17 protein-coding genes and 1 tRNA gene are annotated in these 13,995 nt (G+C 44.8%); 9 read left to right on the top strand and 9 right to left on the bottom strand.

The annotated features are described in order from the left end of the window. Window positions 1–139 precede the first annotated feature (139 nt). A complete protein-coding gene (locus ACLR2L_RS05870; RefSeq protein ID WP_255438889.1) occupies window positions 140–274 on the top strand; it encodes a hypothetical protein in 135 nt (44 codons plus the stop codon). Window positions 275–319: 45 nt separating this feature from the next. On the opposite strand, the gene smrA is transcribed toward ACLR2L_RS05870, so the two are convergent. The 5 genes from smrA to ACLR2L_RS05845 all read right to left on the bottom strand — a co-directional run bounded on the left by smrA (window position 320) and on the right by ACLR2L_RS05845 (window position 1,930). Continuing rightward, window positions 320–898, bottom strand: a complete 579-nt coding sequence (gene smrA / locus ACLR2L_RS05865) for a DNA endonuclease SmrA (RefSeq protein ID WP_413366500.1) — start codon at window positions 896–898, stop codon at window positions 320–322. Between the two features lie 89 nt (window positions 899–987). After that, window positions 988–1,329, bottom strand: a complete 342-nt coding sequence (locus tag ACLR2L_RS05860) for a hypothetical protein (RefSeq protein WP_413366498.1) — start codon at window positions 1,327–1,329, stop codon at window positions 988–990. A gap of 65 nt (window positions 1,330–1,394) precedes the next feature. Then, window positions 1,395–1,556, bottom strand: coding sequence for a hypothetical protein (locus ACLR2L_RS05855; protein WP_413366496.1), 162 nt, complete (start codon window positions 1,554–1,556; stop codon window positions 1,395–1,397). Further along, window positions 1,549–1,728 (bottom strand): bacteriocin, encoded by a 180-nt coding sequence (locus ACLR2L_RS05850; RefSeq protein ID WP_140956191.1) that lies wholly within the window; start codon window positions 1,726–1,728, stop codon window positions 1,549–1,551. The genes ACLR2L_RS05855 and ACLR2L_RS05850 overlap by 8 nt, the downstream gene beginning before the upstream one ends. A gap of 127 nt (window positions 1,729–1,855) precedes the next feature. Then, window positions 1,856–1,930 (bottom strand) — tRNA-Arg (locus ACLR2L_RS05845). Window positions 1,931–2,262: 332 nt separating this feature from the next. On the opposite strand from ACLR2L_RS05845, the gene ACLR2L_RS05840 reads away from it, so the two are divergent. The 4 genes from ACLR2L_RS05840 (at window position 2,263) to ACLR2L_RS05825 (ending at window position 6,489) form a co-directional block, all read left to right on the top strand. After that, complete coding sequence (locus ACLR2L_RS05840) at window positions 2,263–2,907, top strand: methylamine utilization protein (protein ID WP_413366493.1); 645 nt, start codon at window positions 2,263–2,265, stop codon at window positions 2,905–2,907. Continuing rightward, window positions 2,904–5,219, top strand: a complete 2,316-nt coding sequence (locus tag ACLR2L_RS05835; RefSeq protein ID WP_413366491.1) for a putative bifunctional diguanylate cyclase/phosphodiesterase — start codon at window positions 2,904–2,906, stop codon at window positions 5,217–5,219. Before ACLR2L_RS05840 ends, ACLR2L_RS05835 begins: the two co-directional genes overlap by 4 nt. Before the next feature lie 65 nt (window positions 5,220–5,284). Then, the gene (locus tag ACLR2L_RS05830; RefSeq protein ID WP_413366489.1) at window positions 5,285–6,073 is read left to right on the top strand and encodes a DUF3034 family protein; all 789 of its coding nucleotides are present in this window, start codon (window positions 5,285–5,287) and stop codon (window positions 6,071–6,073) included. After that, the gene (locus ACLR2L_RS05825) at window positions 6,067–6,489 is read left to right on the top strand and encodes a group I truncated hemoglobin (RefSeq protein WP_413366487.1); all 423 of its coding nucleotides are present in this window, start codon (window positions 6,067–6,069) and stop codon (window positions 6,487–6,489) included. The genes ACLR2L_RS05830 and ACLR2L_RS05825 overlap by 7 nt, the downstream gene beginning before the upstream one ends. Window positions 6,490–6,519: 30 nt before the next feature. Here the strand turns inward: ACLR2L_RS05825 and ACLR2L_RS05820 are convergent, their stop codons facing one another. After that, on the bottom strand, window positions 6,520–7,701 hold the full coding sequence (locus ACLR2L_RS05820) for a flagellar assembly protein T N-terminal domain-containing protein (RefSeq protein ID WP_413366485.1): 1,182 nt from the start codon (window positions 7,699–7,701) through the stop codon (window positions 6,520–6,522). Window positions 7,702–7,921: 220 nt separating this feature from the next. Here ACLR2L_RS05820 and ACLR2L_RS05815 point away from each other — a divergent pair, with 220 nt between their 5' ends. Further along, the gene (locus ACLR2L_RS05815) at window positions 7,922–8,419 is read left to right on the top strand and encodes an LPP20 family lipoprotein (RefSeq protein ID WP_370298001.1); all 498 of its coding nucleotides are present in this window, start codon (window positions 7,922–7,924) and stop codon (window positions 8,417–8,419) included. 123 nt (window positions 8,420–8,542) lie between these two features. Continuing rightward, on the top strand, window positions 8,543–10,360 hold the full coding sequence (locus ACLR2L_RS05810) for a DUF885 domain-containing protein (RefSeq protein WP_413366483.1): 1,818 nt from the start codon (window positions 8,543–8,545) through the stop codon (window positions 10,358–10,360). A 27-nt stretch (window positions 10,361–10,387) separates the two neighbouring features. Here the strand turns inward: ACLR2L_RS05810 and flgN are convergent, their stop codons facing one another. The 3 genes from flgN to flgA form a co-directional block, all read right to left on the bottom strand. Next, a complete protein-coding gene (gene flgN, locus ACLR2L_RS05805) occupies window positions 10,388–10,819 on the bottom strand; it encodes a flagellar export chaperone FlgN (protein WP_413366481.1) in 432 nt (143 codons plus the stop codon). 12 nt (window positions 10,820–10,831) lie between these two features. Then, window positions 10,832–11,170 carry a flagellar biosynthesis anti-sigma factor FlgM gene (gene flgM / locus ACLR2L_RS05800; RefSeq protein ID WP_413366479.1) on the bottom strand — a complete coding sequence of 113 codons (339 nt, stop codon included), beginning with the start codon at window positions 11,168–11,170 and terminating at the stop codon, window positions 10,832–10,834. A gap of 102 nt (window positions 11,171–11,272) precedes the next feature. After that, window positions 11,273–11,959, bottom strand: a complete 687-nt coding sequence (gene flgA, locus ACLR2L_RS05795; protein ID WP_413366477.1) for a flagellar basal body P-ring formation chaperone FlgA — start codon at window positions 11,957–11,959, stop codon at window positions 11,273–11,275. Between the two features lie 191 nt (window positions 11,960–12,150). On the opposite strand from flgA, the gene ACLR2L_RS05790 reads away from it, so the two are divergent. Next, window positions 12,151–13,077 carry a chemotaxis protein CheV gene (locus ACLR2L_RS05790; RefSeq protein ID WP_413366475.1) on the top strand — a complete coding sequence of 309 codons (927 nt, stop codon included), beginning with the start codon at window positions 12,151–12,153 and terminating at the stop codon, window positions 13,075–13,077. Between the two features lie 20 nt (window positions 13,078–13,097). After that, a complete protein-coding gene (locus tag ACLR2L_RS05785) occupies window positions 13,098–13,931 on the top strand; it encodes a CheR family methyltransferase (protein ID WP_140956163.1) in 834 nt (277 codons plus the stop codon). Window positions 13,932–13,995 lie beyond the last annotated feature (64 nt).

The following is a 13,995-nucleotide window of genomic DNA, read 5'->3' as shown; positions in this document are numbered from 1 at the left end:
ACACCTTGCCAGTCCCTCAATACTGCTTTAAAGTAGTGCAATCAGTACGGAATGCTGAGTGGTTACAAGGACTTGTAGGGGTTGAGTTATCATCGCTGTCTACCTCCTAGCAGTGGTCTTGGCATAATAAGAGACGAACATGAATCGTTCGAGTAAAGGTTTCGGTTTGACCGGTGTTGCAATCGCGGTATTGTTTATGATCGTTACTGCGGCGTTCGCTACTTCGGCTCAATCCAGTGAAATCAACAACGCAGAACAAATCACTTCAAAGTAAGTAATAAAATCAAATAATTACGATAATTCGGCCAGTCCCGGCAGGTTATCGCTTTGCCTGTTTTTCCCGGTTAATCAGTTTCTGATTAGGATGTTTTTTCAGTAATACATAAGTTGCACCGAATCCGCCGTGTTGTGGTTGTGCGGTATGAAATGCAATGACAATATCCAACTGCGGTAACCAGTGATTTACGTAAGATTTTTTCAAGCCTGGAAATGGTTTGCTTTGTTCGCCTCTACCGTGTTGTACGAGTAGAGTGCGCACGCCGCGTTGGTGAGCAGCGGTAAGTCTGGTGTACAGCAACGCGCTGGCATCGTGCAGTGACATGCCGCTCAATGTTACTTTTTGTTCAATTTCGTACTTACCTAATCGCAGGTTTTTATAGACACCATCCTGGATTCCCGGCTTTTTGTAATCAAGGTAATCAAGCGGGTCAACGGGCTTCACGCTTTCCATTGTAAACGGGTTTACGTGCTGTTGATTCGCAGCGAGAGCCTCCCGTCGCAATTGCTTGGCGAGCCTTTGCTGCGCGGTGTCCAGCAATACACGGTCGTCAGTTTTGATTGGCTTTACGTCGCCTAATTCTTGTAAAAAATCCTGAAAATCGTCGCTGTGATCGTACATAACACCCTCTTTGCTACTCTTTATACTGGTTGCTTTGGTATCCCGATCACTCTATACCGGCTTGAACAGTCAGGGTCAACTTTTCTGGCTTATTTGAGGTGTCTGGTAAGCAACCGTATTAATAAATACCCCATTGAAATCACAAACACAACCAGGGTGACCTTGGGGCTGAATCCTTGCATTAAAGCAAGGGTAAAGTAACCGATCATGATAATGGCGAGTTGGCTGTGACTGGCTTGCCTGCTTCCTCCTCGCGTTGCTAATGTGGCAACAGCAAAAATCAGCAGATAGGCGGGTACAAATCCGTATTCGAGAGTAATAAACAGGGCTTTTAGCGCAGCCATAACCGCGACAATGGCAAAGCCGGCCGTTAAGCCATAGCAGAGTTTTTGTGACACAGTCACGGGGTGAGAAGGGGATGTGGTTGGCATAAGTTCCTCATTCACTGATAAGAAAGGGCGTGCACACCCTTGATTCTAGTGGATAACAATGCTGGCTAAATAATGTCGGTAACATCAGCCATAGCGATGAGAATGCTTGCCACACCAGCACCTGTCATTGCACCTTTCCCAAATGCGATAGCCAATGGAATAAAAGCAAGTGATCCTTGTACATATTGTAGTTCGTCGGTTGTTAGTTCCCGCATTTGCTTAGTCATCCATTTCTGCTGCTATTGTGATTCCAGCGCCAGCAGCGAAGCCTGCGCCTGTAGCAATTTGAGTGGCGGAGTAAGTGCGGTATAGATAAATGCCACCGCGTATTCCCCAATAAATAAGCGAACCAAAGCCGCCATTTACTTGTGTTAATTCTTTTTCGTTCAATTCTGTCATCAGTTTCTCCTTTGCTATGCAAAAAATGTCGTCGCTCTTTGCGACACAAACAAGTGTTGCGCATTCACAGAAGGGATGAAACTGTACAAGAGAGGGGTTTAACAAACAGAAAATGGGTGTGTCGAACTGGCGTCCCCACCAGGAATCGAACCTGGATCTAAGCCTTAGGAGGGCCTTGTTTTATCCATTAAACTACAGGGACGAGGCGGCTATCATAACGATTATGATGCACTATGTTAACTGCCTCGTTGAATTTACTGGTTTATTTGTTGGTAATTTGACCTGTGTTGAAAATCTTGGGTTTGCGTCGAGAGCTTAATATGCTCTGTTATTGTAACTATCTGCCGAATAGACAATAAGAATGTGCGATAACAGTCAGAGGTTTTGTTTTTTGGAATTTGTAAAGGACTAGCATCTTTTGCACATTAGTTTGCAGAACCCAATCTAAAATTGCTATTCTCGTTAACCACAACAAGTCTACTTTTCACAAAACACCTGAAAAGAAAAATAGAAGACACATATATGCCGATTTCTATGAGCAGAAACTCTCTTATCATTTGTTTGATTTTGTTTAACTGGTGTTTTCATATTCAGTATAGTTTTGCTGCCACGGTGCGCGTCATTGATGAGCAGGGAAGACCATTTGCTAACGCTGTGATTAGCTCAAGGGATTTATTACCTGTCTCAGACAAAAGTACAGTTGGCTTCTCTGCTGTAATGGATCAAATGAATAAACAGTTTTCCCCGGAAATTTTAATTGTTGATCAGGGGACCACAGTTACTTTTCCTAATAGTGATAACATTCGGCATCATGTATACAGTTTTTCAGAACCAAAGCCGTTTGAAATTAAGCTGTATGCAAATGACAACGTCCCGCCAATTTTATTCGACAAACCAGGCATCGTCGTTTTAGGTTGCAATATCCATGACTCAATGCTTGGCTATATATACGTAAAAGAGAATGGCAGAGTGTGGACAACAAATGCCCAAGGTATTGCCGAAATTGAAATTGCTGATGGAGAATTTTCGGTTTGGCATCCTGAGTTTTCTATCAATCACTTACAGCGAATGCCTGCTAAGTTTGATACTAATCGAGATTACGAATTAACCTTCAGTCGTGTGTCTTCTTCTGCTTTAAACAAGAACACTTTCGGCAGTGGTAAGTTTAATCGGCAATGACGATCTCTCTCCGGCAATCACTTTTTCAGCTTTTGTTTTTCGGCGTATTTATTACCGCATTATTGATCATGGCTAATGTGTGGACGATTACGTCTAAAGCTGCATTAGACCAGGTTTCAAAGAATATTGATGTAGCCAATACGGTGTTGGAGCAGCTTATGGCTGAACGTAGCAATCAATTGCTAAACTCTGCCCGTGTATTAACAGATGACTTTGGGTTCAAACAAGCTGTCGCAACAGGCGATATTCCGACTATTAAAAGTGTGTTAGAAAACCACAGTCAGCGAATAGACGCTGACTTCATGGCAATCCTGGATTTATCCGGGCAAGTTATAGAAAGCCAACCCGCGATTTTTGCTAAAGACACCGCATTCCCCTTTCCTGATATTGTACGGTCTGTACTCGAAGACGGGGGAGCGGACGACGCACTGATTGTAAACGACGGCCTTTATCAGGTCATTATGTTACCGATTTATGCTCCCAATCCAATTGCTATCGCCGGAATTGGTTTTTTAAATGGCGATGCGTTTTTACGCGATGTGAAGTCAATCATCCAAGCAGATATCATCGTTTCTTTACACTCTCAAAGCAGTTCTAATCCAGTTGTGTTACACAGCAGCTTGCCACGTTACAAAGCAGAGCGTGTAATTGCCGCAAATCAGCAAACACTCAACTGGTTTGACGTGACGTTTTTCAGAAGTGCGCCGTATTTGATAAGACAAATAGCCTTGCCTGACACTATAAGTAAAGAAGTAACGATTACTCTTGCCGTTGATGTTTCGAATCATTTCGACAATTTTTCAGCGCTTCAGTTTAGTATTCTGGTTATCTCTCTTATGGCAATTGCAGGTTCACTATTGGTATCTATGTTTATGGCTCATCGAGTGAGTAAACCAGTGGCCAGCCTGGTTGATGCAGCTAATCAACTTGCCAATGGAAACTACGATAAAAGTTTTCGTACCCATGGGAAGCTTAGGGAAATAAATGCGTTGTCTGTGGCGTTTGTAAGAATGAAAGACAGTATTCAGCAACGACAGGAGAGCATTCTGACGCAATCCCGACAGGATTTACTTACCGGTTTGTACAATCGGGGGTATATGGAAACGCTGATTGAGCAACAACTTAATTCAGGAAACAAACTGCAAGTAATCGGTATTAATATTCGCGACTTTAGAACAATTAATGATTTGTATGGTTATTCAAATGGCGATGCTTGTATCGTAACCATTGCGGAGAGGATAAAAGAATGGTCTGGAACTGCTGCCAGATTGTCCGGAGGCGAATTGGTTTGGTTTGCCAATGAGCCGCTCACACAGGAGCAGATTGAATCATTTCATGCGAGCCTGGAATTACCCGTCATTACCAACCAGGTGGTCATGTCAGTTAAGATTATCTTTACAATCATTAATTGCCCTGAGGATGCAACCAGTACACAAGACCTTCTCAGAAAGATGAATATTCTTCTCGATGAGGGGGAGCAGGGAGCAGAGTGGTGTTTATACTTTAACAATGACGTTGAACAGCGTTATTTACGGCGTCTCAATATTATTACCGAACTCAAAAAGGTGTTGCAGACCCAGCAGGATGAATTGTCATTGGTTTATCAACCCAAGGTTGATTTACATAACGGTAAAGTTAACGGTCTGGAAGCACTGATTCGATGGAATAGTAAAACATTGGGATTTGTACCACCAGACGAATTCATTTGTATTGCAGAACAAGCTGGATTCATTGAAAAAGTTACAGACTGGGTATTTAGTCAGGTAATTCGCGATGTCTTGTTTCTCAAAGGAAATAACATTTCTTTACAGCCCGCTATTAACCTCTCCATGCAGGATATACAAAACAGACCGCTGTTGGAAAAGCTGATTCAGTTATTGCATGAAAATGGTTTGTCTACACGCGATATCACCCTTGAAATCACAGAAAGCGATTTAGTTGCTGATGCTAATCTGGCTATCGATAACCTGACTTTTCTCAGGGATAAGGGCTTTAGTATAGCTATAGATGATTTTGGCACAGGTTACTCGTCTTTGGCTTACCTTAAGCATTTGCCGGTTACTGATATAAAAATTGATAAGAGTTTTGTGTTGAACTTAAGTGCAGATAGTGAAGATCAGCAAATAGTTCATACGATATTGAGTTTGTCTAACATATTTGATTTGAAAGTAGTTGCCGAAGGCGTCGAAGATGCTCAGGCAATGAACATTTTAACTGAATGGGGTTGTGACACTGCTCAGGGGTATTTCATTACCCGCCCGTTACCTTTATCAGAATTAGTCGAATGGTTAGATAGGACTGAATACTTTTAGTAAGTTTGGAGCTTCGCGTGCGGTGTATAAAACTAGTGGGGATAATATTACTTTTCGTGAGTAGTATGGCAGTTGCCGGTGATGGCAAGCTTATCGGAACAGCAGGCCTAAATACAATTGAGGGAAGTGGTGGGGGCGGAATAGTTCCTTGGGCAACGCTATCAGGATACGATACTCGCGATCAGATTTCAGCAAGTGCATTCATCACTCAGGTCAGCTTACCGGATTACAGACTAAACGTAATTGGAGCAAATATCTCTTTATTTGATCGCGCGGAATTCAGTGTGGCGCGACAAGTGTTTGGCCTTACTTCATTGGGTGGGGAGATTACTCAATCCATCTACGGTGCGAAAGTGCGGCTTTACGGCGACGTTATTTACTCAGACTGGCCGCAAATTAGTATCGGATTACAGTACAAAGATCTCGAGGATACTGCTGTTGCTCAATTGTTAGGCAGCGACGATACCCAAGGAACAGATTTCTATGTTGCGGCTACTAAGGTACATCTCGGAGTAGTAGCTGGGTACAATCTGGTATGGAATGTTTCAGGGCGTCTTACCAAAGCCAATCAGCTTGGTTTGTTGGGCTTTGGTGGTGCAACAAATGATGATTACGAACTTATGCTTGAAGCCAGTGCTGGGGTCTTGTTTTCCCGTCATTTTGCGGCAGGCATGGAATACCGTCAAAAGCCCGATAATCTTGGCGTAGGGGAAGATGATTGGATAGATGTCTTTATTACCTACATTCCGTCAAAGCGGGTTAATTTTACGTTGGCTTGGGCTGATTTAGGCAGTATTGCTGGTGTACCGGCCCAAAAAGGTCTTTATCTATCAGTTGGAGGCCAGTTATGGTGAAAGGTCTATTATTTATTGCAGTTTGTGGATTGCTCTTTGTGACTGGCTGCGTTAGTCGTTCTGAAACATTGTATGTTCAACTGGGCGGGCAGGCGAAAATAGATGAAGTAGTAAAAAACTTTGTTCGTGAAATTGAATTTAATAATGAAATACTCCCTTTTTTCGCTGACACCAATATCGACCGTTTTACAGAAAAATTTGCACAGCAACTTTGTGTATTCGCCGATGGTCCTTGTGATTATACAGGTGATTCTATGGAGCAAGTACATGGGGGCATGCACATTACAGAAGCGCAATTTAATCTTACTGTCGATTTGTTTATTGCTGCTATGGACAAAGCCAATGTTCCTCATAGATTGCAGAATCAGTTAATTAGCAGAATGACCTTCACCAGGAAACAAATGCTATACAAATAACAACCATGCGCGTTTCTTGAGTTACCCGGATTAACGTTTGACAACAAAATCGTTTGGCTGAATATTGGCAAGAAAACTGTCGTCGCTGGCTTTCACCAGTGAACTGTTAGCGTAGGCTTCAACTACCGTTACCGAAACCGGATGTATACGGTATTGAAGGAAGGTATCACCCCGTGGGTTATTGATTTCCTGGATCTGATACAACGCCAGTTCGTCACCCACCATTACCCCATGTTGCCTGCCCAGCGATACGGACAATTCGTTATTGGCAACAACCTGAATAACCCGACCAGTTGCAGGCACACAGGCAAGCGACAAATCAATATCACTTTGTATCTGTAACACCTGATCGTGCAGCGCTTTGCCAAAGGCACTTTGCCAGAACGCGTGGTTACTGGCATCTAACTGGGCAAATTTGTCGAACTCCCATTCAGCAGACATACTGTAGGTTTTAGCGAATATGGGCGCGCCATTTACACCGTCTATCAATTCGGTTCTGAAACGAAAGCTACGGGTAGGGGTGTTGTCTTCCCAAAATGCCAGAGTGGAATGCTCTGGGCGATGTACGCTGATATCTTCAATCACCCCGGTAAGTACAAATTGTGAGCGAGTTTGAGCCGCCAGCGCCGTTGCCTGTGCCCTTACCTGGCGAGTTTGCCAGCGAATGGTATAAGGCTCGAGCGCATTAATCACACCATATTGCGCATCGTTGTCGAATACTTGTTGAAGTTGTCGCGCGAATTGCTCACCAATTTCCTGAATCTGGCCGTCCTGAGTATGTTGGCGCTCCATCACCGGAAAATAGCTGGTCGCAATGGTTTTCATGTAACTGGCGGAGTCGCACTGTTGTTCAGCGGGAAATATGTCTGCTCTAATTCGCACAGTAACATAGTTATCGTGCCAGGTTTCCGACACTAACTGGAGCTCCTTTACTTCACTGGATGCCGATATTTCCAGCCGCTCACTGTTGAGCAGGCCATTGGTGAGTTGCTGGACACTGGTTACCGATGCGCCGGCAAACAACATTGCCTGTCGCAGCGCTTCCTGAGTGGCGTCCTGTTTGGCTTGCACCTTATTACCATTTATCACAGCAGCCTGTCCCTGTGTTTCAAACCAGGCGGCATAAGATTGCCCTGTCAGGCAAATGAGCAGGCAGAATAGCGCCCATTGATAAGGTGTGCTGATAGGCGCATACTTTAGTTTGTTACCCATATTCATACTCGGTGTCAGCGTTTTTACTGCTATTGTTGTGTGCCCGTTGTTCCGGCGATTCCCCGGGGTTTGGCGTTATGCCTGGTATCGGACAACACGGCAATAGTAACGTCAATCATGTCGTGAATACTATCTCGAAGCATTTTTCGTTCCGTATTTTACACGGGCACGAATATTGCCTGTTTAATTGCATTACAGTGGTTATGACACGGTGCAACGCATGATGAATTGTTCAGTTAAACTTACCCGGCTAGCGCAATTAGCACGACTGGTAGCGGTAACTATTACCTTGTTTATTGTTACTGGCTGTACGTCATTGTTCGATAAGCACGTAGAATGGGAAACTGTTGAACCAACGGAATATCCGGTACTTACCGCAGTCGGTTATGCGCCAATTGGATCGCAAATGGGCGCGAATGATTCTGAAAAGAATATCATGGCAATGAAGGCTTCCAAGCTTGATGCGTACCGAGAACTTGCTGAGCAGGTATACGGGCAACGCATAAACGGCAAACAGTCTCTGGCAAACATGGTGATAAACAATGCTCAGTTGCAAGCATCGGTAGAAGGTGTGATCCGCGGTGCCAAGGTAGTGAAGGCTTATCCGGTAGGCGAGGACACCTATGCAACGGAGCTGCAGCTGGATATGCAGCAGGTGTATAACATCTATTTATCTACTGCCCGTCCTCAGCGTGTGAAAAACGTGCGTTATTATTAAGTCGGTAGCAAACATTCTGTTCTGCAATGTGCGCAACGGTATTCGCTTGCTATAGTAATTGGTATTCTTTCTGATTATAAAAAGGCCATTGTAAAACGGGCCACCCATTACGACGGAATAACTATGAAAACTTCGCTTCTGGCGATCCCTCTTGCGATCGCAAGTTGCTGTAGCCTTGTCGCTTGCAGTAATACCACATCAACAACCAATCAACCCGCCAGCAACAGTGTGTCAGCAATCGCTGTATCCAGCACCGACAGTCAGCTTACTCAATTTTTAGAGAAAGAGTGGCAACGCTTTATTTCGCAGAATCCAGAAATGGCCAGCTACTACCGATTAGGCGACGATACGCTGCACGCTCAGTGGAGTGATTTGAGCCTTGACGCGATCAATCAGCGACATAAAGACGATCAAAATGCCCTGGCAGAATTGTTGGCAATAAACAAAGCAAGCTTATCTAAAGCACAGCAGTTAAGTTTCGATTTGTTCAGATGGCAACTGGAAATGGCCATTGATGAACACCAGTACCAGTCTTATCTCATGCAGGTTAATCAACGAGGTGGAGTGCAAACTCTGGATAATTTTGCCAATTATGTCCCTCTGGATACGGTGGCTGATTATGAGCGCTGGCTAAAACGACTGGAGGCTCTGCCTACTGTTATTGAACAAACAACGGTATTAATGCAATTGGGTATCGACACAGGCGTTTTGCCGCCAAGAAAGACGTTATCCAGAGTATCTGGTCAGCTGGAAAAGCAACTGGTGGAAAACGCCGAGGAGAGCTTATTTTATAAAGCCTTCAAGCAATTGCCTGAGGCGTTTAGTGAGCAGGACAAGCAACGGTTACAAAACCACGCAAAAACGGTAATTGCTGATCAGGTCATCCCGGCTTATACAGCGTTTACTGATTTCTTTAATCAGTCTTATTTGCCTGCGTGCCGCGACACCGATGGTTTGTCGGAGATTCCCAAAGGTCGCGAATACTATGAACACCTTGTGAAGTATTACACGACAACGGATCTAACCCCAGACGCGATCCATCAAATTGGTTTGCAGGAAGTGGCCAAAAACCGTGCTGCCATGCTTGAGATCATCAAAGAAGTGGGATTTGACGGCGATTTTGACCAATTCATTACGTTCCTGCGAACGGATCCCCAGTTCTATTACAACACGCCAGAAGCGTTATTCGACGCTTATCTGGCGGTGAGTAAACGGCTTGATCCTGAGTTGGTAAAGTTGTTCGGTAAATTGCCGCGAATGCCCTATGGCTTAAAGGCCATACCTGATGCGATTGCGCCAGACACCACCACCGCATATTATCAACCGCCTTCAGCAGACGGCCTGAGAGCGGGATATTACTTCGTCAATCTTCACGAACCTGGCACACGGCCAAAGTATGAAATGGAAGTACTGAGTGTGCACGAGGCGGTACCGGGGCATCACCTGCAAATTGCGTTACAGATGGAGCTCGGTGAGTTGCCTATGTTCCGCCGGTTGCAGGGTTTTACGGTATTTATAGAAGGGTGGGGGCTTTATAGTGAGCGTTTAGGTTATGAGATGGGCTTATATCAGGATCCCTATTCTCGTTTCGGGCAACTCACTTATGATATGTGGCGCGCAGTGCGGTTGGTAGTTGATACTGGCATTCATTACAAAGGCTGGTCACGTCAGCAAGCCATTGACTACTTCACGCAAAATGCCGCCAAAAGCAAAGAAGACATCATTAACGAAATTGACCGTTACATCACCATGCCAGGGCAGGCGTTAGCGTATAAAATCGGACAGTTAAAACTATTGGCATTACGCGAGCAGGCTGAAACCGCGTTAGGCGACCAATTTGATATTCGCGCATTTCATGACGTAGTGCTTGGGTCGGGTTCAATACCGCTTAACGTGCTGGAAGCTAATGTGCAAGAGTGGATTGATAAACAGTTGAAATAACGGAAATAATATCGGGTGCCTGTTAATTCAGGCGCTCACGCCCTTACCGGAAAAACCGCCTTTCTTTTTCCCGGCTTTATCGTAAGTCAGCGATTCTTTGGCGCGCACTTCCATCATCAGGTTGCGTAAATGTGCTAGCCTTAACTGACCTTGCTCTACGGCTACCTGGTTAACTTCTGTACAATACTGGCATTCACTTAGCAGTGTTTTGGCCCGTTCAACCAGGTCACTTACTTCAGACGACAAAGGCGCTTCGTTTTGAAGCGCCTTTAACTTTGGGTTTACGGTTTCATCAAGGAATTGGATATCTGTGAGGAGCTGCTCTTTGTCTTTGAGTAAAGTCATGAGCGACTCGGCATCTCTGCTGCTAATTAAATGCAGTTCTTTTTCTAACATCGTTTTTAGGGATGTTAACTGATCGATCTGCAAATTAAGCTGTTCAGAGATTGAGGTTGCCATTGTTACCTTTAATTAGGATTTCAGTCCAAAAATTTCAGATTCCAACCGGGCGATTTTCTGCGCCAATGATTGTGGATCAACTTTATATTCACCACTTTGAATGGCTTTCTTCAGTTTGTCGACCTTTTCCTGATTTACCGGCGCATCCGCGCTCTTTTTCTGCACCTGAGTAAGCTGCTGCGCAGACTGCGTCAACGACACCGAATCCTGACGAGGAGCGGAAGTCGCCTGAGCCTGTGCAGTAGCAGCTTGTTTCGCTGCAGACTGATTCTGTTGAGTTAGCTGCTGCGTATTGACTTTGTTGTCAATAGGAGCTTTAGGTAACCCATTGTTTACATTATTAATTGCCATAATTAATTCCCACTACCTTTGAAACCTCAGTATATATATCGGCCTCAGGCAGAAATTCTTTAGATCTAATTACAACTAAATTGCGTGCCTGGCACAAGCGTATCATAAATTTACCACAACTTCCTGAGTGCTGGCGACTTCTGCAACAATTGTTTTGCCGGAACTGCTGTTTTCAACCCGAATTGAATCGCCAATTACGCCGTCCTGTAGTGCCACCCCTGAGGTTTTTACTGCCATTCCCGACGCTCTGGCGGTAATGGTAATTCTATCGCCTTTACATACAAAACACAGCATATTACTTTGAATAGGCTGGCCTTCACGAACCCGGTATTTCAGTCTGGCACCTGAAACATCCTCCAGTGCCGTGTAGGGCGTATGCCGTAACTGCTTGATGTCAATCTCGGCCAGAATCGCATTGTCAGAGGAAATAACCGTCCCAGGGCTTATCATGCTGGCGGTAACCACAATAGTGCGGGTTCGGGTTATCCTGGCCGTGGTAAACAAATACCAGTTGTTGTCGTTGCAGCTTACTCGCACGGTTAAATAACTTTGCGACAGCGTTGCAGGATCTACGTCAAACTCAAATGGCCGGTTGCAGTCGGGTATGGTAATGCGACTGTCAACCGGGGTAACGTCAATTTGCAGGTTATCAGCAAAATCATCTGTTTGATTAATCTTAATTTGAGAGTCAATAAACTGCGCCACGCCCTCGCTAATTTTTTCATGCTGAGACTGGGGGTTTTGTTGGGCAATTACCGGAAAGTGAGCTATTGTGATAGCTGTGGTCAAGATGAACGCGCTCTTAAGGTGTGTAAAAAATCTTTTAATTTTTTTCATGTTCAGATGTTTTCATTTTGACTATTATTAAAGTAAATCAGCAAGTTTTGCGATGAATGAGTCACAGTGACGTTTAATTGACACCATCGTGAATAACAGCAGGGCAGCAAGGTTTGTGCCCATATTTAACACTGAGGTGATGTATGTCTGGAATTATGGATTCGGTAAATCAGCGCACGCAGTTGGTCGGACAAAACCGACTGGAATTGTTGCTGTTCCGTCTTAATGGCCGGCAACGATTCGGGATTAATGTGTTTAAAGTCCGGGAAGTGTTGCAATGCCCTGCGCTCACCTCAATGCCAAAGCTCAATCCTTTGGTTCGAGGCGTGGCACATATTCGCGGACAAACCATTTCAGTGATTGATTTAAGTATGGCAACCGGTGGTCGCCGTATTGAAGATTTAAAAACGGCATTCATTGTCATTGCTGAGTATAACCGTTCAGTGCAGGGGTTCCTGGTTGGTGCAGTTGAACGCATCATCAATACCAATTGGGATGCGATTATGCCGCCGCCTCAAGGCACTGGCAGAGCGAGTTATTTGACCGCGGTGACCGAAGTAGATAAAGAATTGGTTGAGATTCTGGACGTAGAAAAGATCCTCAATGAAATTTCGCCGCTCAATACTGAGGTGAGTGCCGACGTTGCCAGTAAACTGAATACCGATGCCCACAAAGATAAAATAATATTTATCGCCGATGATTCATCGGTGGCAAGAAATCAGGTGAAGCGAGCCCTCACAACGTTAGGGCTTGAAATTGAGATGGCTAAAAACGGCCTTGAGGCATTGAACCGGTTGAAAGAGATTGCAGCTGAAACCGGCGATGTGACAGACAAAGTGGGTGTGCTGGTATCGGATATCGAAATGCCTGAAATGGATGGCTACACACTGACCGCTGAAATCAAGAATACCCCTGAGTTACAAAAATTACATGTTGTGCTCCACACGTCATTGAGTGGCGTATTTAACCAGGCGATGGTTAAGAAAGTCGGTGCAGATGATTTTATCGCCAAGTTCCACCCGGATGAACTGGCGACAGCTGTTCAAAAATGGCTTGGCCCCACTGAATAAGCGAACGGAGTACTAACCGATTGGTTAATAAGGATGTATCACCTGAAGGGTACCGCAGGTTCAGGGATTTTCTTGAGCAGCAATGTGGTATTGTGCTGGGCGATAATAAGCAGTATTTGGTAAGAAGTCGCCTGGCCGGGTTGTTGTACGAGCATCAACTGGCCAGTATGGACGAATTGCTGGGAATCGCGATTTCCGGCCACAACCGCGCCTTATTGCAACAAGTCATCGACGCTATGACCACAAATGAAACATTGTGGTTTCGCGATACGTATCCATTTGAATTGCTCATCAACCAGATTTTGCCCGATCTTGCCACCCGGCAACGTAGATTGCGTATTTGGAGTGCTGCATGTTCTTCAGGGCAGGAGCCTTATTCTATTGGGATGTCTGTACTGGAATACCAGCGCAAAAGTCCTGCGGCAAAGAGCCTTAGTGTTGAAATAGTGGCAACGGATTTGTCCAGCAACATGCTTAAGAAATGTGAGCAGGGTTTGTACGATGAGCTGTCACTATCGCGCGGATTATCGGCAGAACGCCGCCAGCGCTATTTTTCGCAGCACGAAAGCGGCATGATGCAAGTTAATGCCGAGGTTCGTCGTATGGTGAGTTTCCGCAGTCTGAACCTGCTACACAGCTATTCCATGCTGGGTAAGTTTGACATTGTATTTTGCCGCAATGTGTTGATTTATTTTTCTACCGACATCAAGCAAAAAATACTGCAACAAATTGCCGCTCAACTCCAACCAAGCGGCATTCTCTTCCTTGGCGCGTCAGAGTCAGTTGCCTCTGCGGCAGAGAGTTACCGCATGATAAAATGCAACCCTGGGTTGTATTACGCTAAGAAAGATTAGTTAACTAATTGATTTAGCTTTATTCCTTAAATAAATATCCAATTTTTATTCTATTGGCACTCCC

This window comes from Alteromonas sp. AMM-1 (assembly GCF_047290655.1).
GTDB classification, from domain to species: domain Bacteria; phylum Pseudomonadota; class Gammaproteobacteria; order Enterobacterales; family Alteromonadaceae; genus Alteromonas; species Alteromonas mangrovi.
The sequence above is the reverse complement of the archived record's forward strand: the minus strand, read 5'-3'. Positions and strand labels throughout refer to the sequence as shown.